19 protein-coding genes are annotated in these 22,233 nt (G+C 63.2%); 15 read left to right on the top strand and 4 right to left on the bottom strand.

Features of this window, described 5'->3' with window-relative positions; all coding sequences use genetic code 11:
* Positions 1-13 precede the first annotated feature (13 nt).
* Positions 14-187, bottom strand: a complete 174-nt coding sequence (locus SFY93_RS26135; protein WP_089265352.1) for a DUF1328 domain-containing protein — start codon at positions 185-187, stop codon at positions 14-16.
* Between the two features lie 354 nt (positions 188-541).
* On the opposite strand from SFY93_RS26135, the gene SFY93_RS26130 reads away from it, so the two are divergent.
* From SFY93_RS26130 to SFY93_RS26110, 5 genes are all read left to right on the top strand, one after another.
* Complete coding sequence (locus SFY93_RS26130) at positions 542-2,854, top strand: GumC family protein (protein WP_320445156.1); 2,313 nt, start codon at positions 542-544, stop codon at positions 2,852-2,854.
* A complete protein-coding gene (locus tag SFY93_RS26125) occupies positions 2,854-4,008 on the top strand; it encodes a glycosyltransferase family 4 protein (RefSeq protein ID WP_320445155.1) in 1,155 nt (384 codons plus the stop codon). The genes SFY93_RS26130 and SFY93_RS26125 overlap by 1 nt, the downstream gene beginning before the upstream one ends.
* 70 nt (positions 4,009-4,078) lie before the next feature.
* Positions 4,079-5,578 (top strand): lipid II flippase MurJ, encoded by a 1,500-nt coding sequence (locus SFY93_RS26120; protein WP_320445154.1) that lies wholly within the window; start codon positions 4,079-4,081, stop codon positions 5,576-5,578.
* Between the two features lie 54 nt (positions 5,579-5,632).
* Positions 5,633-6,655: a polysaccharide deacetylase family protein gene (locus tag SFY93_RS26115; protein WP_320445153.1), complete on the top strand. Its 1,023-nt coding sequence runs from the start codon at positions 5,633-5,635 to the stop codon at positions 6,653-6,655.
* Complete coding sequence (locus SFY93_RS26110) at positions 6,648-7,799, top strand: glycosyltransferase family 4 protein (protein WP_320445152.1); 1,152 nt, start codon at positions 6,648-6,650, stop codon at positions 7,797-7,799. The genes SFY93_RS26115 and SFY93_RS26110 overlap by 8 nt, the downstream gene beginning before the upstream one ends.
* Positions 7,800-7,830: 31 nt before the next feature.
* On the opposite strand, the gene SFY93_RS26105 is transcribed toward SFY93_RS26110, so the two are convergent.
* Both SFY93_RS26105 and SFY93_RS26100 read right to left on the bottom strand, forming a co-directional pair.
* Positions 7,831-9,009, bottom strand: a complete 1,179-nt coding sequence (locus tag SFY93_RS26105) for a glycosyltransferase family 4 protein (protein ID WP_320445151.1) — start codon at positions 9,007-9,009, stop codon at positions 7,831-7,833.
* A 452-nt stretch (positions 9,010-9,461) separates the two neighbouring features.
* Positions 9,462-10,385, bottom strand: a complete 924-nt coding sequence (locus SFY93_RS26100) for a helix-turn-helix transcriptional regulator (RefSeq protein WP_320445150.1) — start codon at positions 10,383-10,385, stop codon at positions 9,462-9,464.
* Positions 10,386-10,534: 149 nt separating this feature from the next.
* Between SFY93_RS26100 and SFY93_RS26095 the strand changes: the two genes are divergently transcribed.
* Genes SFY93_RS26095 through SFY93_RS26070 form a run of 6 tightly spaced genes read left to right on the top strand, consistent with a single transcriptional unit; the run spans position 10,535 to position 16,545 of the window.
* On the top strand, positions 10,535-11,761 hold the full coding sequence (locus SFY93_RS26095) for an amino acid ABC transporter substrate-binding protein (RefSeq protein ID WP_320445149.1): 1,227 nt from the start codon (positions 10,535-10,537) through the stop codon (positions 11,759-11,761).
* A 30-nt stretch (positions 11,762-11,791) separates the two neighbouring features.
* Entirely contained in the window at positions 11,792-12,661 is an 870-nt protein-coding gene (locus SFY93_RS26090) for a branched-chain amino acid ABC transporter permease (RefSeq protein ID WP_320445148.1), read from the top strand.
* Complete coding sequence (locus tag SFY93_RS26085) at positions 12,658-13,605, top strand: branched-chain amino acid ABC transporter permease (protein WP_320445147.1); 948 nt, start codon at positions 12,658-12,660, stop codon at positions 13,603-13,605. The genes SFY93_RS26090 and SFY93_RS26085 overlap by 4 nt, the downstream gene beginning before the upstream one ends.
* Positions 13,602-14,345 carry an ABC transporter ATP-binding protein gene (locus SFY93_RS26080; RefSeq protein WP_320445146.1) on the top strand — a complete coding sequence of 248 codons (744 nt, stop codon included), beginning with the start codon at positions 13,602-13,604 and terminating at the stop codon, positions 14,343-14,345. The genes SFY93_RS26085 and SFY93_RS26080 overlap by 4 nt, the downstream gene beginning before the upstream one ends.
* Positions 14,338-15,060, top strand: coding sequence for an ABC transporter ATP-binding protein (locus tag SFY93_RS26075; protein WP_320445145.1), 723 nt, complete (start codon positions 14,338-14,340; stop codon positions 15,058-15,060). Before SFY93_RS26080 ends, SFY93_RS26075 begins: the two co-directional genes overlap by 8 nt.
* A 33-nt stretch (positions 15,061-15,093) precedes the next feature.
* Positions 15,094-16,545 carry an aldehyde dehydrogenase gene (locus SFY93_RS26070; RefSeq protein ID WP_320445144.1) on the top strand — a complete coding sequence of 484 codons (1,452 nt, stop codon included), beginning with the start codon at positions 15,094-15,096 and terminating at the stop codon, positions 16,543-16,545.
* 22 nt (positions 16,546-16,567) lie between these two features.
* On the opposite strand, the gene SFY93_RS26065 is transcribed toward SFY93_RS26070, so the two are convergent.
* On the bottom strand, positions 16,568-17,374 hold the full coding sequence (locus SFY93_RS26065; RefSeq protein ID WP_170849559.1) for an IclR family transcriptional regulator: 807 nt from the start codon (positions 17,372-17,374) through the stop codon (positions 16,568-16,570).
* 141 nt (positions 17,375-17,515) lie between these two features.
* Between SFY93_RS26065 and SFY93_RS26060 the strand changes: the two genes are divergently transcribed.
* The 4 genes from SFY93_RS26060 to SFY93_RS26045 are packed head-to-tail and all read left to right on the top strand — an operon-like array spanning position 17,516 to position 22,193.
* The gene (locus SFY93_RS26060) at positions 17,516-18,394 is read left to right on the top strand and encodes an FAD binding domain-containing protein (RefSeq protein WP_320445143.1); all 879 of its coding nucleotides are present in this window, start codon (positions 17,516-17,518) and stop codon (positions 18,392-18,394) included.
* Positions 18,391-18,888 carry a (2Fe-2S)-binding protein gene (locus SFY93_RS26055; protein WP_320445142.1) on the top strand — a complete coding sequence of 166 codons (498 nt, stop codon included), beginning with the start codon at positions 18,391-18,393 and terminating at the stop codon, positions 18,886-18,888. Before SFY93_RS26060 ends, SFY93_RS26055 begins: the two co-directional genes overlap by 4 nt.
* Positions 18,885-21,179, top strand: coding sequence for a xanthine dehydrogenase family protein molybdopterin-binding subunit (locus SFY93_RS26050; protein ID WP_320445141.1), 2,295 nt, complete (start codon positions 18,885-18,887; stop codon positions 21,177-21,179). Before SFY93_RS26055 ends, SFY93_RS26050 begins: the two co-directional genes overlap by 4 nt.
* Before the next feature lie 9 nt (positions 21,180-21,188).
* Positions 21,189-22,193: an amidohydrolase family protein gene (locus tag SFY93_RS26045; RefSeq protein ID WP_320445140.1), complete on the top strand. Its 1,005-nt coding sequence runs from the start codon at positions 21,189-21,191 to the stop codon at positions 22,191-22,193.
* Positions 22,194-22,233: the final 40 nt, after the last annotated feature.

The following is a 22,233-nucleotide window of genomic DNA, read 5'->3' as shown; positions in this document are numbered from 1 at the left end:
GCCGGCTGGCGCGTCAAGCCCGAAAGATCGTGATCCCCAATACCAGCAGCACGATGCAGATCACGAGGAAGATATAAAAAAGTACGCGTGCGACATCCGCCGTGGCGGCGGAAATGCCGGTAAAGCCGAACAGGCCGGCGGCGACGGAAATCAGGAAGAAGATCAGCGCCCATTTCAGAAGGCTCATCGGGGAACTCCGGTTGCAGCAGTTCCGGAACGCCCCGCTGCGAGATTTGGTTCCGGCTCGCAACCAAAGCTGCCATACGTACCTAGCTCGCTAATGCGGCACCGGCCCGGGGAGATGCGTAACAGCCTACTAATTGGGCAACGCAAAGGTATTGATTAGCATTTTAAACCCGCCCTTAACCAAAACATCCCTAATGAATGGATAGTAGACCTGCTCCCCGCAGTGGATTTGTGGTTCGGGGGACAAAGGGTTCAGTATGCGTGTCGCGGTCGGTCATGGGTGGTTGCGCTGGGTGAGCACCGTTACGGCGCAGGGATGTGCGGTGCCAGCGCCCCGTAGTAAAGTCTGACGCGCATGTTCACCAAACGCGCCATCGTTACGAATACGGAAGCCGCCGATGGCGCGGCGGGAGACAGCCCGCTGCTCAGGGTTTGGCGCAATCGTAGCCTGTTCGGCGCGGTGTTTCTCGGCGTGATGATCCTGACAGTCATTGCGCTGGTTGTGCTGCCCGTGCGCTATCTCGCCACAGGTTCGGTGATCGTCGCCGAGCAGGAGCCCAGCAACAGCAACGCCTCGGCCGCCTGGGCGCAGAAGATCGGCGATCCCGCCGACGTCGAGAGCCAGCTCTTGATCGCGCGCTCGCCGCGGGTGATGCGGCTCGCCATGCAGCAGCCGGGCGTCACGGAAGCCGCGATTGAAGAGTGTCAGAGCAGGAGCAGCAGCTCCACCTGCGAAAAGATGAAGACCGATACGGCGGCGCTGATCGACTATGTGTCGGGAAATTTCGCGATCGGTGCTGTCGGACGTTCGCGCGTCATCAATATCTCCTACACTTCGTCGATCCCCGAAGTCGCGCAGAAGATGGCGAATGCGCTGACCAATGCGTTTCTCGACGAGCAGCGGACATCGGGGGCTAGCAGCCGCGAGGTTGCCGCGTCCTATCTTTGGAAGGAAGCCAAGCAGCTGGATGCAGAGTTGCGGGATGCCGATGCCAAGATCCAGGCATTTCGCCGCAACAAAGGCCTGATGCGCGGATCGCTGGCGCCGATCAGCTCGGAGCGGCTGAGCAGCATCAGCCAGCAGCTGTCGACCGCCGAGACCGCGCGTGCCGACGCGCTCGCGCGCCTGCAGGAAATCAAGACCAATCAGGCGCGCGCTGCCGACTCGCCGTCTGTGCTGTCGAACCGTTCGATCGCCGATCTCAAGCAGCAGCTCACGGTCGTCACCGCCCAGCTCGCCAGCCAGGCCAATGTGCTGGGGCCGCGGCATCCGTCGCTGCGTGCGCTGGAGCAGGAGCAGTCCGCGATCAAGGAGCGCATGGCCACGGAAGTGGCCAGCATTGCCGCCAGCGCGCAGAAGGCGTTCGACGCCAATGATGCCCTCGTGAACGCGCTTAAAAAGCAGATGGATGCCGTGAAGGCTGAAGTCGGCTCGGCGACATCGGACGAAGCCTCGATCGAGAGCATGGTGCGCAGCACCGAGATCAAGCGCCAGCAATATGCCGATCTCTACAAGCGCGCCAGCGAACTCGAAACCGAGCGGCGCGTGCTGATTGGCAATACACGACTGGTCAGCCTTGCCGAACTGCCGACCAAGCCGTTTTTCCCGAAGAAAATTCCGTTCCTGGCCGCTGGCGGCACGCTCGGCCTGCTGCTCGCATTCGTCGCAGCTTTCTTCGGCGATCGCGTCAATCTTGCGGGTCTGTCCCGGCTGCGGACGGCAACTATTCGCCCGGTGCGTGCAGCCGCGCCTGCCGCCGCTGCGTCTGCCGCCGTAGCTGCACCTGTCGCAGTCGCTGCGCCGGTCGCTCCGGCCCCTGTTCAGGCGACTGCCCCCGTGACGCCGCGTCCCGGACCGCCACTGCCGACGTCGTCATCGGAATTGGCCGTCGTCACCGGCGCGCCCGTTCTGGCACGATTGCCGACCGTCAAGCGCGATCCATCGGAATCGCCGATCGGTGCGATCCTCACGGCGCAGTCCGGCGCCTCGCTGGCGCGTGCGCTGCCGCTCGCGCTGCAGGATCCGCACTATCAGGATGCAGTCCGCGATTTGGCGACGGGCCTGCTCGCGTCGAACGACGCCAGGGTACGCCGCAAGATTCTGGTCGCGTCGCCGACGACGGCCGAGGGCAAAACGTTTCTGACCCTGACCCTGGCGCAATATCTCGCAACGGCTGGCCGCAGCGTGCTGGTGATCGAATGCGATTTCGGCGCGCCGAAGTTCGAAACAGCCCTGGGCTTGCGCAGCAGCATGGGGCTGCAGGGAATTCTGCGCGGCGACATCACGCCGCGCGAAGCGGTGGTCCGCACCGCGACTCCCAATCTCGACGTCATTCCTGCCGGGCCGTTCTCGGCATCCGCCGAATTGCTGATGCGTAAACCGCTCGGCGATCTCCTGCTCTGGAGCCAGATCTACGACGTTGTCCTGATCGACGCGCCGTCGCCGGGCATCCAGACGGATCTGGGCGTGCTGGCCAGACAGGTCGATGGCGTGCTGCTCTGCATGCGTTCCGGCCGCTCGTCGATCGGGCAGGCAGTGGCGACATCCAGCGCGATCCGTGTCGCGGGCGGCAGCGTCTTCGGCATTGCCGTCACGATGATGCCGGACGCCAATACGCCGAGTGGCACAGACCGGGTTTCGAATAATGCCTATGCCGGAGCGACGTGATGCCCGCTCCCAGCGTTCTGTTCGTCTGCCATACGGGCTCGATCTCCGGCGCTGAGCTCGTTCTGATCGATCTTGTTCAGCCATGGGCGGGCGAGGCGGCCTTCCTGTTCGAGGATGGCCCGCTGCATCAGGCGCTTGCAGCCAAGGGCCTGAAGGTGCGTGTGTCGCGCTGGGGCGAGGGGCTCTCGGATGTCAGGCGCGACAGCTCAATCCTGAAAGCCTTTCCGCTGATTGGTCGGCTCGGGGCCATTATTGCCGAATTGACGCGCGAGGCACGCCGTCATGACGTTGTCTATGCGAATTCGCAGAAGGCCTTTGTGTTATCGGCCGTCGCCGCCACGCTGGCGCGGCGTCCGCTGATCTGGCACCTGCACGATATCATCAGCAGTGAGCATTTCGGCGCCACGCAGCGCCGCGTGCAGGTGGCGCTGGCGAATTATTGTACGGCAAAGGTGGTCGTTCCTTCGCAAGCTGCTGCAGATGCCTTCATTGCCCAAGGCGGCCGCAAGGAGCTGGTCGCGATCGTGCCTAACGGTCTTGATGTGCCGCCGGACGCCAGCACGCCGCTCGAGATCCGGCGCGAGTTGAAATTGCCCGAAGGACCGCTCGTCGGCGTCTTCAGCCGCCTCGCGGCCTGGAAGGGGCAGCATATCGTGTTGCAGGCTCTCGCAAAGACGCCGGGCGTCAGCTGTATTATTGCAGGAGCTGCGCTGTTTGGCGAAGAGCCTTATGCCGAGAAGCTCAACCGGATGGTGGCGGATCTCGGTCTTGGCGATCGCGTGCATTTCCTCGGCCAGCGCGGCGACGTGCCGAGGCTGATGCGCGCCGTCGATGCGATGATCCATCCGTCGATTGATCCCGAGCCCTTCGGTCGCACGCTCGTCGAAGCCATGCTCGCCGATGTGCCTGTGATTGCGACGGATGCCGGTGCGGCGTCTGATATTCTCGAAGCCGGCAAGGCCGGGACGCTGGTGCCGCCAGGGGACGCCGATGCGCTGGCCGCCGCTATTACCAAGGTCATGTCGCGCCCGCCTGAACTGGCGGGCCAGTTGCAATATGCCGAAGCGCGGGCTCGGTCGCATTACAGCGTCGATCAGATGCTGCAGACGGTTTCAAACCTGATCGGGCGAGCGGCCGCGGGAGCGCCCGTGTGACCACGCATCGCTGCTCAGTTTGCAATTTGAGTTCTCGGACGGTCCCTGATCGGACCGCAGCGGCGCGCTTATGAGCGGCGCCCGGCACTCGACGCGGAAATTTACAGCCATTCTCATCAGCGGTGCGCTGACCAGCAAGCTGCTGGGCTTCGGCCGCGAGATTCTGATGGCGCAAGTGCTCGGCGCCTCGCTGGTCGCCGACGGCTTTCGTGGCGCGATCACGGCGGTGATGCTGCCGCTGGCTTTCCTGCAGAACGAAACTGTACCCGCCGTGATGATCCCGATGCATCGGGATGCGTTGAAGGATGGCAACGGACCTCAGCGCCTCGGTGCCATGACGGTGGCAATCACCGGCATCGCCATGATTTTGATGGTTGGACTACAGGCGCTCGGCGAGCGGGCTGTGGATGCGCTGGTCGGTGGCTTTTCGGCGGAGGGGCGTAGCCTCACTCTCGACTTCATTCGCATCATGGCGCTGGGCATGCCGGCCTCGGCGATGATCAACGTACTGGCTGCGGGTGAAATCGCACTCGGCCGGACACGCCTGACGAATATCCGCGCCAGCATCCTGAACATCGCCGTGCTGATGGGCATCGCACTGGTCGCTGTGTCCGGCAACTTCCATACGCTGGCCTGGTCGTTCTCGGCTGCCTTCAACGCGCTTGGCGCCTGGGGGCTCTACACGATGTGGCGCGAAGGGGTGCTCAGCTTCAAGGGCCTGTCGCTGTCATCGGTACTGGCATCGGGCCGCGAATTCTTCCGTCGGCTGCGACCGCTGCTCGCGCTACCGGTCGCCGAACAGGCCAATGTCTGGATCGAACGCCTGCTGGCATCGCGGGTCGGGACCGGTGCGGTGGCCTCGCTGGATTATGCGCGGACATTGACCGAAAGCGCGCTGCTGCTGATCAGTCAGCCAGTCGGGCTGGCAGTGTTGTCCAGCCACCCGCCGAAGGATGTCGGCGCGCAGATCGAAGGGATCGCGCGACCTATTCTCGCACTGGCGGTGCCGGCGTCGGTCTTTCTCGCGATGTTCGCGCCGGAGATCGTGCGACTGGTGTTTCTGCGTGGCGCTTTCAACGAGCAGGCATTGTTTCTGACCAGCGAAGCTTTGCGCGGTATTGCACTTGGCCTATGGGCCGCGACGCTTGGCTGGATCCTGATCCGCATTCTCAATGGCGCAGGCCGGAACTTTGCGGCCGCTGCCATCATCGTCAGTGCCTATCTGGTTAATATCGTAGTTAACCTTCTCACCTCATACCTGCCCACGGCGCACGAATGGGGCACCTTGTTGCTTGGACTGGGTGAAGCCGCCCGTGGTATCGTTCTTCTGGCTGGCGTCATGATCGTCCTGGGGTCCCGGCGCAAGCTGCTCTACCTGATGTTTCTCGCGTGTTTCCCGGCAGCGCTGATGGCACTCTTCAGCTGGCAAATTCATGAGGTTCTGACGGGGCCGTGGCAGCGGCTTTTCGCCGGTGGCTTTGCCTATCTGGTCTGCCTTGCGCTGTCTGTCGCGATGCTGATGCCGGGCGTTTACATTGCGGCATTTGCGCGCGTCCGGGGGCGCTTGTGATTTTGATATGTGTTTTTGTATTAGAGAGTGCCTTGATCGTCTGAGGACTTTTCGATGAAGCACCTGTTATCCAGCGCCGCCCGACGCATGGCGTCTTCCGAAGCGCTGGTTCGCCCGATCAGCATGGCTGCCGATATGTTCATGGGCACGCGTGGCTGCCTGATGACCTTTCATCGCGGCGCCTCCGCTCGGGCCTGGGAAAAACTGCCGAACCGCGACTTCTATCTCGATACGAATTTTCTCGATCAGTTCCTGTCGCATCTGAAGCAGCGGGGCTGGGATGTCGTGACGATGGAAGAAGCGATCCAGCGCTCGAAGGCTGGAAAGTCCAACGATCGCTTCGTCAACTTCTCCGTCGACGATTGCTATCGCGATACCTATGAGGGGATCGTGCCGCTGTTTCGCCGTCACAATGTGCCGGTGACGCTGTTTGTCACGACGGGCATTCCTGACGGTACGCTTCCGCTGTGGGCCGCAGGTCTGGAAGATGCGCTGCTCAACAACGACCGCGTCATCCTTGAGGATGGCGCGATTGACGTGCCGACGTCTGATGCCAAGCGTGCGGCATTCTATCGTATTGCAGATCGTTGGGACGGTCCGCAGGCGTCAGCCTCTTACAAGAAGTTTTGCGAGCTCAATGGTGTCGACATCGACGCGATGCACTGGAAGCATGCGATCACCTGGGAGATGCTCGAAGAGTTGCGCGACGATCCGTTGGTGGAGATCGGCGGCCACACCGTGACGCATGCCCGTATTTCGTCGTTGTCGCCGGATGGTGCACGCTTCGAACTCAAGGGTAGCCGTGACCGGTTGGTCGAGCGCCTTGGTATTCCCGCCAGGCATTTCGCATTTCCCTATGGACGTTCGGGCGATTGCGGTCCGCGCGATTTCGCGATCGCGCGCGATGCCGGTTATGCGAGTGCAGCGACGACCCGCAAGGGCCTCGTACGCAACGGCCAGGATGCCTACAACTTGCCACGCTGCACGATCAACGGCGCGGATCGCAGTCTCGCGACCATGGAGCTCCATCTGTCTGGCCTGACGGGTGTGGCCGCGAGGATGACGGGGCGTGTCTAGCAGTCGTCGTCTCAAGGTTCTTTCCATCGCCCATTCCGCTGTCAGCCGCGATGCGGGGCGTCTGCGATACTATCCACTCGTCGGACGCGATGACGTCGACATGCATCTCGTCGTCCCGGCTACCTGGTACCAGTTCGGCCGTACGATCATTGCAGATCCGTCCGACGATCCCGGCATGACCGTGCATGTGATGCCGATCCGCCTGCCGCGCGCCGGCCCGATGAGCTGGTATCTGCATTTCTATCCGGGCTTGCGGCGTCTCATCCGCGAGGTCGATCCCGATGTGATCCATCTCTGGGAAGAGCCGTGGAGCGTCGTCGCGATGCAGGCGCGTATCCTCAAGGGCCGGGCCGCGATGGTCCTGGAAGTCGATCAGAACATCCTGAAGCGCTTGCCACCGCCATTCGAGTTCATCCGCAAGGACGTGTTGCGGAACACGGATCATATCCTCTCGCGCAGTCCGGAGGCGACAGCAGTCGTCCGCGCGCGCGGTTATACCGGGCCGACGTCGCCGATTGGCTATGGCGTCGATCTCGCGACCTTCAATCAGACCGGCGCGCGCCAGGCGCCGATTGCGCCCGGGCGGGGACTACGCATCGGCTATGTCGGGCGTCTCGTCGAGGAGAAGGGTCTCGACGACGCGCTCGACGCAATGAAACGCGCCACGGCGGATGTGACATTGGCGATCATGGGCGAAGGTCCGCATGAGCCTGCGTTGAAGCTGCGCGTCAACGAACTAGGACTGACCGACCGCGTCACATTCCGGGGCTGGGGCAAACCGGCCGATGTCGCGTCATTCCTGAGCGGTCTCGATGCAATGATCCTGCTGACGCGCACCACCAGCGCCGTGCGTGAGCAGTTCGGCCGGGTGATCGTCGAGGCGCAGGCTTGCGGCGTGCCGGTGATCGGATCGACGGGCGGCGCTATTCCCGATGTTGTCGGCAAGGGCGGCTGGATCATTCCCGAACGGGATCCCGATGCACTGGCGACACTGCTGGATCGGCTTACTGCCGACCCGCAGCAGTTGCTGGACCGCGGCGCGGCCGCGCGCGACAACGTGCTGACGCGTTTCACTTACGAGGTGGTGGCGAATGCGCTGGTGTCGGCCTGCCAGCAGGCCGCCGATGCAAAGCGGGGGGGCTGATCGGCCGCGCCCTTGAAGCAGGCGCTTGCGATCAGGCGCCGACCGCCATGGCGCCCGGCGCAAATTCGTTCTTCGAAGCCTGCACCTGCTCCAGCAGCTCGATGTAGCGCGAACCGACATAGTCCCAGCCGTAATTCAGTGCCGTGGCATGCGCTCCTTCGCACAGCCGGGCCAGTGTCGCCGGATCGGAGAAGGCCATCGCGATCTTCTCGGCGATATCTGCGCCGTCCATCTTGATCTGATAGCCGTTTACGCCATCGACGAGATAATCTTCGATGCCGCCAACCGGCGTTGCAAAAACCGGCGTCGAGCAGGCCATGGCTTCCATGCAGACCAGCGAGAAAGTTTCATAGGCAGTTGGCAGTACAAAGGCGTCGGCCGCAGCGTAGAGGGCCGGCATATCGGTACGCGATCCCGTAAAGACCAGCCGATCGGCAGAGGTTGTCGCCAGTTTGCGGTAGGGCATGGGATTATCCGAGCCCACCACAAGCATCCAGACGTCCGGGCCGAGGCGTTCGAGCGCGCCGATGGCATGCGCCAGACCCTTGCGGCGGAATTCATGGCCGGCGAACAGAAGCAGCTTTGCGTCCACCGGGATGCCGAATTCCTGACGGATCCTGAGGCCGGCCGCGGTGTCGCGGGCGAAGCGATTGAGGTCGATGCCGTTGGGGATCACGCGGATGCGCGACGCTGGCACCTTGTAGATCTGTTGCAGTTCGGTTGCGACGCGCGGCGAGACCGCGACATACATGCGATAGCGCAGGCCGCCGATCATCCAGCGATCACGCAGGGCCACCCACAGATGCATGGGATTCAGCATCCATGACCAGGAGCCAGCGTTGCGCTTTTCGGCGAGGCTCTGCGCATTGACCGCGTGCACGACCAGTACGTCGCCCGTCAGGCTGTCACCGTGACTGATGATGACGGCCTTGGGATGATGATAGGCGGCGCGCGTCGCCAGCAATGTGAAGGTGGGAACGACAAAGGCGCGACCAAGATAGCGCAGGATGCCGCGGGTCTTGATGTGCGAAAGCCAAGCACCGACGCGCTCGATGCGCGTACCTGGCGTTGCCTTTTCGCCGACGGCGCTGGCGAGAACTGTGTTGGCGATTTTAGCGCGACTGAATGCGCATGCGAGTTCGCTGGCCACGCTTTCAACGCCGCCGACCGAACTCAATTCCTGGACGATCTGGACGATCTCGATGGTCATGGGCCGACACTATGAAAACGGGTGAACGCCAATACCGTAGGTGCGCTGATAAGTCGCAATTTCATCAATATCCTGCTTTCGCAGGCTTTTGTCACCAGCACAACGTCTAAGATTTCACCTTCGCGATAAGGCATATCGGCGGAAACACTCGGACACAGTCGAGCAGATGCAGCCTTGCCGCGCCAAGTAGTATTCCGCTCCACCTGGAGTCGGTAATTGGCGCCGTCGCATGCGTCTTATGGGTGCGATCCTACGTCGACGACGATCTCGTAGGCACCTTTCACCAGCGCTTCGGGCCGAATGGTGAACGGCGTCTTGAAGGGACATCTGAAACAGAGCGCGGAAATGGATGTTGTGACCCCGATTCAATATCGAGTCATGCTTAACGCGCGCTGTTCCAAATTGATCACGCAGGTTTCAAAGAGACACAGCACTGATCGAGCGTGGGACAGTTACGGCCAGGCCGCATAGGACGGACCGTGCTGACTTGAATCGAGCCGCGCGCGACGCCGATAGGCGCCTGGCGACGCATTCTGATACTTGCGGAAGAAGCGATTGAAATAGCCGGGATCGCGGAAGCCGAGGCCATAGCCGATCTGCTCGACCGGCAGATCGAGCTGCCGCAACCGCATGCAGGCTTCGTGGATCAGGCGCTGATGCACGATGGCGCGCGGGCTGTAACCTTTCTCGCGCTTGCAATGCGCGTGCAGCTTGTCGTCAGTGACGCCGAGTGCAGCCGCATACCGTGCGATGGGCCAGCCGTCGCGATAATGCAGTTCGACCATCTGCAGGAAATTGCCGACGAGGCGCGGGCCGTCGCCGCGCTGTGCAGCATCGTCGGGGGCTTCCTCCGAAATCACCGATCGCCAGATGTGCAGGCACAGTAACAACACATGCGTCGATGTCATCGTCGCGCTGCCGCGGCCCGGCGTATTCAATTCACGCACCAGCGTGCTGCAGGATTCCGTGATGGCCGCAAAAGTCGTCGCGAGTTGCGCGCCTTCGCGCAGGACCAGCCGGTCGATGGTTCGCCGCAGATGCAGCGCCTCGGCACTGCCGGCGACGGTGCGGGTGAGGACATCGTCCGACACTGAAATCAGATAGCCTTGCGCGCCGGCTTCGACCTCCAACGTGCCTTCGTGATCGCCGGGAAGCCACAACAGGCCGGGGGACTGAATGGCAACCGTGGCGCCGCGCATCGTGGCGGTGCCGCGTCGGGTTTCGATCACCAGCAGATGCGAGCGCCTAGCAACCGACTGCCGGATGATCCAGCTGCGCGGCGCCAGTCCGGGTGCGAATCTTTCCGCATGCAGCGCCGGAAGCGGCTTCTCCGCGAAGCCGGTGGGACCCGAAACGATGTGCGCGGTCTCAAGCACTGGGACAATCCGTCGCGTGAAATAGCTCGCCTACACGGATCAATACAATCTTTCCCCGGATGCGTCCAATTCCCAGCCCCAAACGCTGGACTAGTCTCCGGCCATCGAACGCCACAAGGCGTCGGTGAAAAGAATTCGGGGAGGATATCATGGTGTCAGCAGTCAAGCGCCTTGCGGCGGGACTACTCGCAGTTACCGGTGCGGCGGCCGTCGGATGGGGCGGCGGAGCCGAGGCCCAGACGTCGGTCAAGATCGGTTATGCCATCTCGCGCACCGGCCCCGCCGCCGGCGGCGCCGCGGTAACGACGATTCCCAACTACGAGCTGTGGGTGAAGGAAGTGAACGCCGCCGGCGGGCTCAAGCTCGGCGACAAGCGCGTCCCAATCGAGGTCGTCCAGTATGACGACCGGTCGAGCGCCGAGGAAGCCGCCAAGGCGCTGGAGCGCCTGATCACACAGGACAAGGTCGATTTTATCCTGCCGCCCTGGGGCACCGGTCTGAATCTCGCGGTCGGACCGATCCTGAACAAGGCCGGCTACCCGCACATCGCCTCGACGGCCGTGACCGACCGTGCGCCCGAACTGGCGAAGCGCTGGCCCAACAGTTTCTGGCTGCTCGGCACCAGCGCCGATGCCGCCAAGACGCTGGTTGAGCTGCTGGTGAAGCTCCGCACCGAAGGCAAGATTGGCGATACGGTGGCAATGGCCAGCATCGCCGACGGCTTCGGCATCGATCTCTCTGGTGCGGCACGTCCTGCGCTGACGGCGGCCAAATTCAAGTTGGCGTATGACAAGACCTATCCGGTCGGCACACAGGATCTCAGCCCGATCATCAATGAGGTGAAGGCGCTGAACCCCGACGTGTTCATCGCCTTCAGCTATCCGCCGGACACGATCGCCATCACCGAACAGTCACGCATCTCCGGATTCAATCCGAAGATCTTCTACACCGGTGTCGGCACGGCCTTCCCGCTGTTCAAGCAGAAATTCGGCGCCAACGCGGAAGGCGTGATGGGCATCGGCGGCTGGAATGGCGACAGCCCGGCCATCAAGGACTATCTGGCGCGGCACAAGGCGTCGGCGGCGAATGGCGCGGAGCCGGATCGCTGGGCCAGCGCGGTCACCTATGCCGGTCTGCAGATGCTGCAGCAGGCGATCGAGCGGGTTGGCAAGGTCGATCGCGCTGCGGTCATCAAGGATCTGCAGAGTGGCACCTTCGATACCGTGATCGGCAAGGTGAAGCTCGAGAACAACATGCCGACCAAATACTGGTGGGTCGGGCAGTGGCAGGACGGCGAGTTCTACGGCGTCGGCCCGTCGGGTAACGAGGGTGCGCGTGCGCCGGTCGTGCCGAAGCCGGCATGGAAGGCGCAGTGATCGCGTCCCTCCTGTATCTGGTCTGACAGAATGACAAACGCGGTTCTCACCGGCCTCGTGCTGGGCGGCATGTATGCGCTGATCGCCATGGGGCTCACCCTGCAATATGGCGTGGCGCGGATCATGAACCTGTCCTATGGCGAGTTCCTAATCGGCGCGGCCTTTGCGTCCTATTGGCTGTTCACCGGCTGGGCGCTCAATCCGCTCGCAGGACTGGCGTTTGTCATTCCGATCAGTTTCGGCATCAGCTATCTGCTGTACCGGGTGTTGCTCACGCCGCTGGTGCGCCGCGCGCGCACCCGCGATGCGCTCGAAGTCGACAGCATTCTCGCCACCTTCGGCATGATGTTCATCGTGCAAGGCATCATGCTGACCATGTTTGGCGGCGCCTACTTTAGTTACTCGTTCCTCGCTGTGCCGGTGACAGTCGTCGGCGAGGTGCTGGCACTCAATCGCCTGATTGCCTTCGGGCTTGCGGTCGTCGTCGGCCTTGCGCTCTATCTGACGCTGACCCGCACACGGATCGGGACGTCCATCCGCGCCGTAGCCGTCGATCCCATCGCGGCGCAGCTCGTCGCCATCGATGTCACCAGGACATCGGCACTGGCCTTTGCGCTCGGCGGCGCGCTGGTGGCGTCTGCCGGCGTGCTGATCAGCATGTTTCTGACCTTCAGCGCCACCTCTGGCGTGGTGTTCACCATGAAGGCGCTGATCGTGGTCGTGATGGGCGGCGTCGGCAATCTGCTGGGCTGTCTCGTCGCCGGGCTGGCGCTGGGATTGAGCGAAGCGCTGGTGGCGACCTTCATCGATCCCGGCCTAACGCTTGCGGTGAATTTCGCGCTGTTCCTCGGTGTGCTGCTGGTGAAGCCGGCCGGTATTTTCGGGAGGGCGCAGCGATGAGCCGTACCCAAATCACGACCGGCGCGATCTGTCTCGCAGCCGTGGTTGCGCTCGCATTCGTCCCGATGATTGTCGATGCCTATCACCTCGCGCTCGCGATCAGTCTCCTGCAATTCACGGTACTGGCGACGGCATGGGGCATGTTCTCCGGCCCGACGCGCTATGTGTCGCTGGCGACCACAGCCTTCTTCGGTGTTGGCGCCTATACGGTCGCGGTGCTGGGCGAGCAACTGCCGTGGTCGCTGGTGCTGCTGATCGCGGCCGCGATCGGGGCTGTCATGGCCGTCATTGTTGGCCTGTCGACGCTGCGGCTGAGCGGTGTGCATTTCGTCATCTTCACTTTCGGCCTCGCCGAGCTCGTGCGCCAGATCGTGGTCTGGTACGAGGTCAACAAGACCCGCGTGCTCGGCCGTTACGTCTTTGTCGATATCACCCAGAACGACATTTACTGGCAGCTGCTGGCGCTTGCCGTCATCGTGTTCGGTGCCGGCTGGCTGATTGCCCGCTCGCGCTTCGGCTTCGCGCTGCGGATCATCGGTGAAGACGAGGCCGTAGCACGACACTGCGGCATCAATGTCACCATCGCCAAGGTCGCGCTGTTCACCATCACCGCGACCTTCATGACGCTGGTCGGTGCGATCATGGCGCCGCGCTTCACCTATATCGAGCCATCGATCGCCTTCAACGCCACCATCTCCTTCGAAGTGGTGATCATGGCACTGCTTGGCGGCGCCCACCGTCTGTGGGGGCCGGCGCTCGGCGCCATTCCGCTGACGTTGCTGTTCGACTTTCTGTCGGCGCGCTTTCCCAGTACGTCGACCTTGATCATGGGCGTGGTCTTCCTCCTGATCGTCTATGCGCTGCCATCAGGCGTGGTCGGCCTCTGGGAGAGGTTGAAAACCTGGCGACCCACGGCCTCAAAAATGCGGGGAGCGCAGGCATGACCCCCAGTGCAACGCCAGTCCTGCGCATCGAAGGCCTGACCCGCGCGTTCGGCGGTCTCATCGCTGTCAACGGCATCGACCTGACGGTGCATGCCGGCGAGATCGTCGGGCTGCTCGGTCCCAACGGGTCTGGCAAGACGACGGCGCTCAACCTGATCTCCGGCGTGCTGTCGCCGAATGCTGGCGTGATTGCCTTCGCCGGCCACGACATCGCGGGCTGGCCGACCCATCGCATCGCGCGTCTCGGTCTGGCACGCACCTTCCAATTGGTCCGCGTGCTCGACGGCATGACCTGCGGGGAGAATGTGGAGGCCGGCCTGGCCTTTCATCATGCGCCGCTTGCGCGCGACGCGATGGCGGCAGCTGCGGCCGGCCTGCTCGCGCGGGTCGGTCTCGCCGGATTTGGCGGACGGCGCGCATCGGAGCTTACTTATATCGACCGCAAGCGGCTCGAACTGGCACGCGCGCTGGCACTGCAGCCGCGCGTGCTGCTGCTCGATGAATGGCTCGCCGGTCTGAACCCGTCCGAATTGCTGATCGGGATCGAGCTAATCAGATCGCTCAAACAGGAGGGGCTGTCGATCCTGCTGGTCGAGCATGTGATGGATGCGATCCGTTCGCTCTGCGATCGCTGCGTGGTCATGAGCAGCGGCCGCAAGATTGCAGAAGGGCCTGTAGCTGCTGTGCTGAGCGACCCCGCGGTGATCGAAGCCTATCTGGGAGTGCCGGCGGATGCTTGAGGTCTCCAACATCAGCGTCACCTATGGCCAGCATCACGCGCTGAGCGATGCGGCGCTCCATGTGGAGCGCGGCGAGATCATCGTCATTCTCGGCGCCAATGGCGCCGGCAAGTCGTCGTTGCTCAAGGCCATTGCCGGTTTGCTGCCGTCACCAGCCAAGATCGTCAAACTCGCCGGTCGTGATCTGTCCCGTCTGCCGCCTCATGAGATCGTGGAAGCCGGACTCGCGCTGGTACCGGAAGGGCGCGGCGTGTTCGGAGAGTTGACCGTGGCCGAAAATCTGTTGCTCGGCGCCAATCCAAGGCGTGCGCGGGCGGTCGAGGCAACGCAGCGTGCCAAGGTGATGACGCTGTTTCCTCGACTCGGCGAACGCCTGGCGCAGACGGTGCGCACCATGAGCGGCGGCGAGCAGCAGATGGTGGCAATCGGCCGCGCGCTGATGTCGAACCCGGACATTCTTCTGCTCGACGAGCCGTCGCTCGGTCTGTCGCCACTGCTGGTCCGCGAATTGTTCGCCGCCTTGCGCAAAGTGCGTGAGACGGGTGTCGGGCTGTTGCTGGTCGAGCAGAACGCGCGCGAGAGTCTCGCCATCGCGGATCGCGGCTATCTGATCGAGAACGGCAAGATCACCGGCAGCGGCACCGCTGCAGCCCTTCAATCCGACGACGCCGTGCGCCGCGCCTATCTTGGTGGGCTCGCCAGCGGCGCTGCCTGAGCATTTCAAAAACAGTCAACGGAGGACGTCGCCATGAACCAGATCAATCTGCTGCTCGAGAACCAGGATGTGCAGGCCATCGACGGCGCGACATTCGATCGTCTCAATCCGATGACCGGCGATATCGCCTCGCGCGCCGCGGCGGCCCAAATCGCCGATGCCAAGCGCGCTGCCGATGCCGCCGCTGCTGCTTTCCCTGCGTGGTCGGCGACCGGCCCGGGCGCACGCCGCGCCGTCCTGCTGAAGGCGGCCGATATCCTTGCCAGCAAGGCGCCTGATTTCATTGCCTTGATGGCGTCGGAAACCGGCGCGACTGCCGGCTGGGCCGGCTTCAATGTTCATCTCGCCTCCAACATGCTGCGCGAAGCGGCATCGATGACGACGCAGATTTCCGGGGAGGTGATCCCGTCCGACAAGCCCGGCTGCATCTCGATGGCGATCCGCCAGCCCGCAGGCGTGGTGCTCAGCATCGCGCCGTGGAATGCGCCGGTCATTCTGGGCGTACGGGCTGTGGCGTTGCCGCTGGCCTGCGGCAACACTGTCATTCTCAAGGCATCGGAAATCTGCCCGGGTACACATCGGTTGATCGGCGAGTGCCTGCGCGAGGCCGGTCTGCCGCCTGGCGTACTTAATGTGATCACTAACGCGCCGGAAGATGCGCCCGCGCTGATCGATGCACTGATCTCGCATCCCGCCGTGCGCCGGATCAACTTTACCGGTTCGACCCGCGTCGGCCGCATCATCGCAGAGACCGCCGCCAAATATCTCAAGCCAGTGCTACTCGAACTCGGCGGCAAGGCGCCGCTGGTGGTGCTCGACGATGCTGATCTCGATGCAGCAGTGGCGGCCGCGGCCTTTGGAGCATTCATGAACCAGGGGCAGATCTGCATGTCCACCGAGCGGCTTGTTGTCGATCAGAAGATCGCCGACACCTTCGTGGCTAAGCTCGCGGCCAAGGCGGGTAGCCTAGTCGCCGGCGATCCGCGCAAGGGCGATACACCGCTCGGTTCACTGATCGGCAAGGATGCTGCGGATCGCATGCAGGCGCTGATCAAGGACGCCGTGGGCAAGGGTGCCCGTGTTGTGGCGGGTGGCAGCGTCGATGGCACGCTGATGTCGGCTACAGTGCTCGATCACGTCACCTCGGCGATGCGGATCTACAATGAGGAGTCATTCGGGTCGATCGTGAGTGTCGTGCGCGTCGATGGCGTGGACGAAGCCGTGCGCGTTGCCAACGATACCGAATACGGACTATCGGCGGCGGTGTTCGGCCGCGATATCGCCCGGGCGCTGGAAGTCGCCAAGCGGATCGAGTCCGGCATTTGCCACATTAACGGCGCGACCGTGCATGACGAGGCGCAGATGCCGTTCGGCGGGGTGAAGGCGTCGGGCTACGGTCGGTTCGGCGGCAAGGCCGGCATTGCCGAATTCACCGAACTGCGCTGGATCACCATCGAGACCGGCCCGCAGCACTATCCGATCTGATCGTGTCCGTTACACGCGGCCGTCAGAAGCTGACGGCAGCGTAGGCCTTGCTGATATCTGCGGCCGCGTGCTGCAGATGCTCGCGCAACCTGATCTGGCTGGCTTTCGGCGTGCGGAATGCCGGCGTCACGAAAGAGATTGCGGCGATCACGCCACCGGAATCGCGGACGGGAACGGAGACGGCATAAACATGCGGTGTGATTTCCGCGCGCGACTCCGACCATCCCTGCTCGCGGATCACGGCGAGCTCGCGCACCAGCAGCCTGCGATGTGGTGCGAAGCCGGGATCGCGCCGAACGGCGTCGTCGAGGATTGTCTCGCATTCAGCTTCGGGCATGTGCGCGAGCAGCATTTTCGGTCCGGCGCCACGGTGCAGCGGCAACGCCGTTCCGACCTCGAAGGTCAGGCGAATGCGTGACGATGACTCGGCGCGCTCGATGCACACGGCGCGATCGGCCGAGCGGCGCAGCAAGATGATGGTTTCGCCGACTTCCTGAGAGACGCGCTTCATGAAGGGGCGCGCAATGGAGGCAAGGTCGGTGCCGGCGCGGGCCGCCTGCGCAAGGCCGATCACGCGCGGCGCGAGCACGAACGAGCCGCGGCCATCTTCGTCGATGAGGTCGGCTTCGCGCAAGATGCCAATGTACCGATAGGTCGACGACAGTGGCACCCCGATCTGTTCAGACAGGCTTTCTGCGGAATGCCGCGGACGATCGGTGGAGAAGGCCAGCAACGCGCGAAGTATCTTTCGAGAACTGCCATCTGCAGCAGCAGGACGGTCCGTCTGGTCGACGCGTTTCGACGCAGTTGCGGCTCTCTTGATGGCCAACGGAACCTCCATTCGGTAATGCTTGCCAATGGAAACGGCAGCATGTGGATATCATTTGCGCACCAACAAACATTGCCGTGCGCGTACCTTCTTATAAGATAAGATAGTGTTCTCAGCAATTGAGAAGTAGCAAATCAGCCCATGAAGCTTCCGCCGCTGGACTATATTTGCCCTGCTACGCTGCCCGAGGCGATTGCCGCGCTCGCGGTTCATGGCGGCAATGCCAAGGTGATCGCGGGTGGGCAGAGCCTGATGCCGATGCTTGCTTTCCGGCTGGCGGCGCCAAGCGTGCTGGTCGATATCGGACGGCTGCCAGCTCTCAAAAGTATCAGTATTTCCGCTGAGGGCATCGACTTTGGCGCCCTCGTGACCTGGCGGGATATCGAGCGTGATGCGCGGCTCGCACAGGCGCATCCGCTACTGGCGGCTGCCATCGCCCATGTCGCGCATTACCAGGTCCGTAACCGCGGCACCGTCGGGGGGAGCATGGCCCATGCCGATCCGGCGGCCGAAATGCCGGGCATTGCGGTGACCTGCGATGCGATGCTGACGATCGTCGGACCGACCGGGACGCGCATCGTGCGCGCAGATGAATTCATCACCGGCGGCCTCAGCACGGTTCTGGGGGCCGACGAAATCTTGACCAGCATACGCCTGCCGCTCTGGAAGAAGGCGCGGCGCTGGGCCTTCGAGGAATTTGCTCGCCGCCGCGGAGATTTTGCGCTGGCGGGTGTTGCCGCATTCTACGACATCGACGCGCAGGGCCTGGCGTATAATGCGCATATCGGGGTGATCGGCGTTGCCGATCGTCCGATGCGGCTGCCCGGTGTCGAGGCGATCATCGATGGCCGCCGGATCGATGCCGACGTGATTTTGCAGGCTGCGGCTGTCGCACGGGATGCGCTCGATCCCGCCGATGATATCCACGCGGAAGCCGCCTATCGCCGCGATCTTCTCGGCGTGTTGCTGGAGCGGGCGCTGGCGCGCGCAGCCAATATCACTCTGCCGGAGGCCGCATGACGTCGGCCCGTCCCGTCCATTTCACCGTCAACGGTGCCGCGGCGACCGTCACGGTCGAACCTCGCACCACGCTGGCGGATGCGCTGCGCAACGAGCTCCGCCTGACCGGCACGCATCTGGGCTGCGAGCACGGTGTCTGCGGTGCCTGCACGGTCATCGTCGATGGTGCCGCGGTGCGCGGCTGCCTGATGCTGGCGGCGCAGGCAGAAGGACGCGAGATAACCACCGTCGAGGGTCTTGGCAGCGCCGCGCATCTCAGTGCGTTGCAGCTTGCGTTCCGCAAGCATCACGCTTTGCAATGCGGGTTCTGCACCGCCGGCATCCTCACGACGGCCCATGCATTGCTGACCGAAGAGCCGCATGCGGACGAGGACCGCATCCGCGAGGTGATTTCCGGAAACCTATGTCGCTGCACCGGTTATCTGCCGATCATCGCGGCGATCATGGAAGCCCGTATTGCCTATGGCGACGTGCAATGCGAGGCGGCGCAATGAGCGATGTGGCCAAACTCCTGGTCGGCAGCGCGGTCGAGCGCATGGAGGATGCGCGCTTCCTGTCGGGATCCGGCTATTTCGCTGATGATCTTGCCGTCGAGGGGATGCTGCATGCCGCGATCCTGCGCAGCCCGATCGCGCATGCGCGGATCATGGCGATCGATGCATCGGCTGCGCTGGCGATGCCGGGCATTCACGCCGTACTTACGGCGCAGGATATCGGCGACACCATCCCCATCATCCCGCTTCGCCTGGCGCCGTTGCCCGAATTCGAGCCGTTCCGTCAGCCTGTCATCGCCAGCGACAAGGTGCGCTATGTCGGTGAGCCCATCGCTGTCGTGGTCGCCGACAGCCGCGCTTTGGCCGAGGACGCGCTGGAGAGGATCGGCATCGAATTTGAAGCGCTGTCCGCAGTCACTGAGCGCGGCGCAAGTGAAACCCCGCTGTTCGACTTCGCCGAAGATAACGTCGCGCTACGCTACGATGCCGGGTTTGGCGATGCCGATGCGGCCTTCGCGTCCGCGGACTATGTGCGCACGGAGCGCTTCAGCGTGCAGCGCCATACGGCGCTGCCCATGGAGACGCGGGGGCTCCTGGCAGAATGGAATTCATCGGCGGGTCGACTCGTCGTCACAGGCGCGACAAAGGTCACGTTCTATAACCGCCGCGCGCTGGCGCAAATGCTGGGCCTTCGCGAGGATGATATCGACCTGATCGAGATCGATGTGGGCGGCGGCTTCGGCGTACGCGGCGAATTCTATCCCGAGGACTTCCTGATCCCCTTCGCTGCCCGCAAACTGGCACGTCCGGTCAAATGGATCGAGGATCGCCGCGAGCATCTGATGGCGATCAATCACTCCCGCGATGTCGCCTGCGAATTGTCGCTCGCCTGCCGCGGTGACGGATTGATGCTGGGTCTGCGCGGCTGGGTGTTCGCTGATATGGGGGCCTATATCCGCACCAATGGCGGCGTGGTGCCGGCCAAGGCGGCGCAGTTTCTGCCTGGTCCTTATCGCATCCCCCATGTCAGCGTGTCGGTGGAAGCCTTCATGACCAGCAAAACGCCGGTCGGCACCTATCGCGGGCCGGGCCGCTTCGAGGCGAATTTCTTTCGCGAGCGGCTGATCGACATGGCCGCGACCGATCTCGGCATCGACATCGCCGAATTCCGGCGCAAGAACCTGATCACCGAACAGGAATTGCCTTATCCGATCGATGGGCTCGTACCCTATGAAGGGCCGACATCCTACGACACCGGCGACTATGTCGAGGTGTTCGAGCGCGCCTTGAAGGAGATCGGCTGGCACGAGAAACGTCATTTGCAGGGAAAACTGATCGATGGCGTACGTCATGGCATCGGGCTCGGCTGTTTCGTCGAAAGCGGCGGCGCCGGCCCGAAGGAGAACGCTGCGCTCACCCTTGAAAAGGACGGCTCGCTGACGGTTGCCGTGGGCTCGTCCGTGCTGGGGCAGGGTCTGGAGACAGTGCTCGGCCAGATCGTATCGGATACGCTGTCGATCCCGTTCGAGCGCATCCGCGTGTTGCACGGCTCGACCACACTGCTCGATGAGGGCTTCGGCACCTATCATTCGCGTGCGGTGGTGATGGGCGGCTCGGCCGTGCTCGACGCCGCCACCCGGCTGCGCGAGAAGATCCTGCAGCAGGCGTCCAATCACCTGGGCAGGCCGAACAGCGAATTGAAGATCGTGAATGCGAACGTCGTCGCCGATAACGGCGCGTCGGTGTCGTTTGCGGCGCTCGCAGCCGGGCGCGAATTGCAGGCAGACGGCACGTTCGCCAACGATGTGCGAACCTACAGCTACGGCACCCATGCGGCGCATGTCACCGTCGATCCGCGCACGGGCGCGGTGAAAGTTCTCGATTACATCGCGGTCGAAGATGTCGGTCGCGCCATCAATCCGGCCATCGTGCACGGACAGGCGATCGGCGCGATCGTGCAGGGACTGGGTGGCGTTTTCCTCGATCATCTGATCTATGACGATCAGGGACAGCTTTTGAACGCCTCTCTGGCCGATTATCTGGTGCCGACCGCGAGCGACTTTCCGGTCCTGCGCGCGGTGACGCTGGAGCTGCGGCCGTCGCCGAGCAATCCGCTGGGCGCCAAGGGCGCGGGCGAGGGCGGTATCGTTGCTGTGGCCGCAGCGACGGCCAATGCGGTGGCGGCAGCGCTGGCGCCGCTCAATGTCGAGATTCATCACCTGCCGCTGACGCCACCGCGTCTGTGGCGCCTCATCAAGAATGCGCGCGAGCGCACGACCAATGCCGCATAGGGACTGATTGTGCCGATCGATATCCATGCCCATTATGTGCCGCCGCAGTTGCTGTCCGCCATCGATGGCCGCGGCGCCTACTGCGGCGTCAGGCTGCTGCCATCAGGGAATGGCAAGCCGCCGGCCCTCGGCTTCGATTATGGTTTCAGGGTTCGGCCGTTCTTCCCGCAACTGGTCGAGTCGGTCGAACAACGCCGTGCCAGCCTCGACCGCCAGGGCCTCGACCGGCAGCTCGTCGCCACATGGCCTGATATCTACGGCTACGGTCTGGCGAAAGATGCCTGCGCGCATTGGCACCGCATGCTCAACGATACGCTGGGCGAGTGGTGCCATACGAACAATGACCGCTTTTCCTTTGTCGCGTCGGTACCTTTAGCCGACGCCGCCGATGCCGCGGCTGAACTCGATCGCGCCGTTGGCCTTGGCGCTGTTGCGGTCATGGTCCCGGCCAATGTTGAAGGCGTCAATATCGGCGAGAAGCCGCTCGATCCGTTCTGGGCCAAGGCGGAAGCGCTGGGACTGCCAGTCATCCTGCATCCCGTTCTGGTGGATGCTGCGCCGCGTGCCGCGAAATTCGCGCTGACGCAGATTGCGCAATATACGTTCGATACCACGCTCGGCATCGGCTCGATCATCTTCTCAGGTGTGCTCGATCGCTTCCCGGCGCTCTCGATCGTCCTCAGCCATGGCGGCGGCACATTTCCTTATCTGCTGGGTCGCTTCGATGTGATGCATGCGCGGATGGACCGCGCGGGACAGGGCGATGTCGCGCAATGCGATCCGTCGGTCTACGCCTCGCGCATCGGCTATGACAGCATCGTGCATGCGCCGAAAGCGTTGCGTTTTCTCGCCGATACCGCGGGTATCGAACGTGTCGCGCTCGGTACTGACGAGTCCTTCCCGCCGGCGGATCGCGATCCTCTCACCAGCGTCAAGGCTGCGGGCTTTTCCGCTGCCGATATAGAACTGATTACTGAAACTAATCCGAGGCGTCTGTTTCCACGTTTGCCCTGAGCTGCGGTGCGTTCTGCCGTATCATCTTCATGCGAGATAA

It is taken from the genome of Tardiphaga sp. 42S5 (assembly GCF_034044155.1).
GTDB lineage: Bacteria > Pseudomonadota > Alphaproteobacteria > Rhizobiales > Xanthobacteraceae > Tardiphaga > Tardiphaga robiniae.
The sequence above is the reverse complement of the archived record's forward strand: the minus strand, read 5'-3'. Positions and strand labels throughout refer to the sequence as shown.

Bases quoted from the DNA above. Each gene is read 5' to 3' on its own strand.
- SFY93_RS26135 (WP_089265352.1), bottom strand. From the start codon at position 187: ATGAGCCTTCTGAAATGGGCGCTGATCTTCTTCCTGATTTCCGTCGCC.
- SFY93_RS26130 (WP_320445156.1), top strand. From the start codon at position 542: ATGTTCACCAAACGCGCCATCGTTACGAATACGGAAGCCGCCGATGGC.
- SFY93_RS26125 (WP_320445155.1), top strand. From the start codon at position 2,854: ATGCCCGCTCCCAGCGTTCTGTTCGTCTGCCATACGGGCTCGATCTCC.
- SFY93_RS26120 (WP_320445154.1), top strand. From the start codon at position 4,079: ATGAGCGGCGCCCGGCACTCGACGCGGAAATTTACAGCCATTCTCATC.
- SFY93_RS26115 (WP_320445153.1), top strand. From the start codon at position 5,633: ATGAAGCACCTGTTATCCAGCGCCGCCCGACGCATGGCGTCTTCCGAA.
- SFY93_RS26105 (WP_320445151.1), bottom strand. From the start codon at position 9,009: ATGACCATCGAGATCGTCCAGATCGTCCAGGAATTGAGTTCGGTCGGC.
- SFY93_RS26095 (WP_320445149.1), top strand. From the start codon at position 10,535: ATGGTGTCAGCAGTCAAGCGCCTTGCGGCGGGACTACTCGCAGTTACC.
- SFY93_RS26090 (WP_320445148.1), top strand. From the start codon at position 11,792: ATGACAAACGCGGTTCTCACCGGCCTCGTGCTGGGCGGCATGTATGCG.
- SFY93_RS26085 (WP_320445147.1), top strand. From the start codon at position 12,658: ATGAGCCGTACCCAAATCACGACCGGCGCGATCTGTCTCGCAGCCGTG.
- SFY93_RS26080 (WP_320445146.1), top strand. From the start codon at position 13,602: ATGACCCCCAGTGCAACGCCAGTCCTGCGCATCGAAGGCCTGACCCGC.
- SFY93_RS26075 (WP_320445145.1), top strand. From the start codon at position 14,338: ATGCTTGAGGTCTCCAACATCAGCGTCACCTATGGCCAGCATCACGCG.
- SFY93_RS26070 (WP_320445144.1), top strand. From the start codon at position 15,094: ATGAACCAGATCAATCTGCTGCTCGAGAACCAGGATGTGCAGGCCATC.
- SFY93_RS26060 (WP_320445143.1), top strand. From the start codon at position 17,516: ATGAAGCTTCCGCCGCTGGACTATATTTGCCCTGCTACGCTGCCCGAG.
- SFY93_RS26055 (WP_320445142.1), top strand. From the start codon at position 18,391: ATGACGTCGGCCCGTCCCGTCCATTTCACCGTCAACGGTGCCGCGGCG.
- SFY93_RS26050 (WP_320445141.1), top strand. From the start codon at position 18,885: ATGAGCGATGTGGCCAAACTCCTGGTCGGCAGCGCGGTCGAGCGCATG.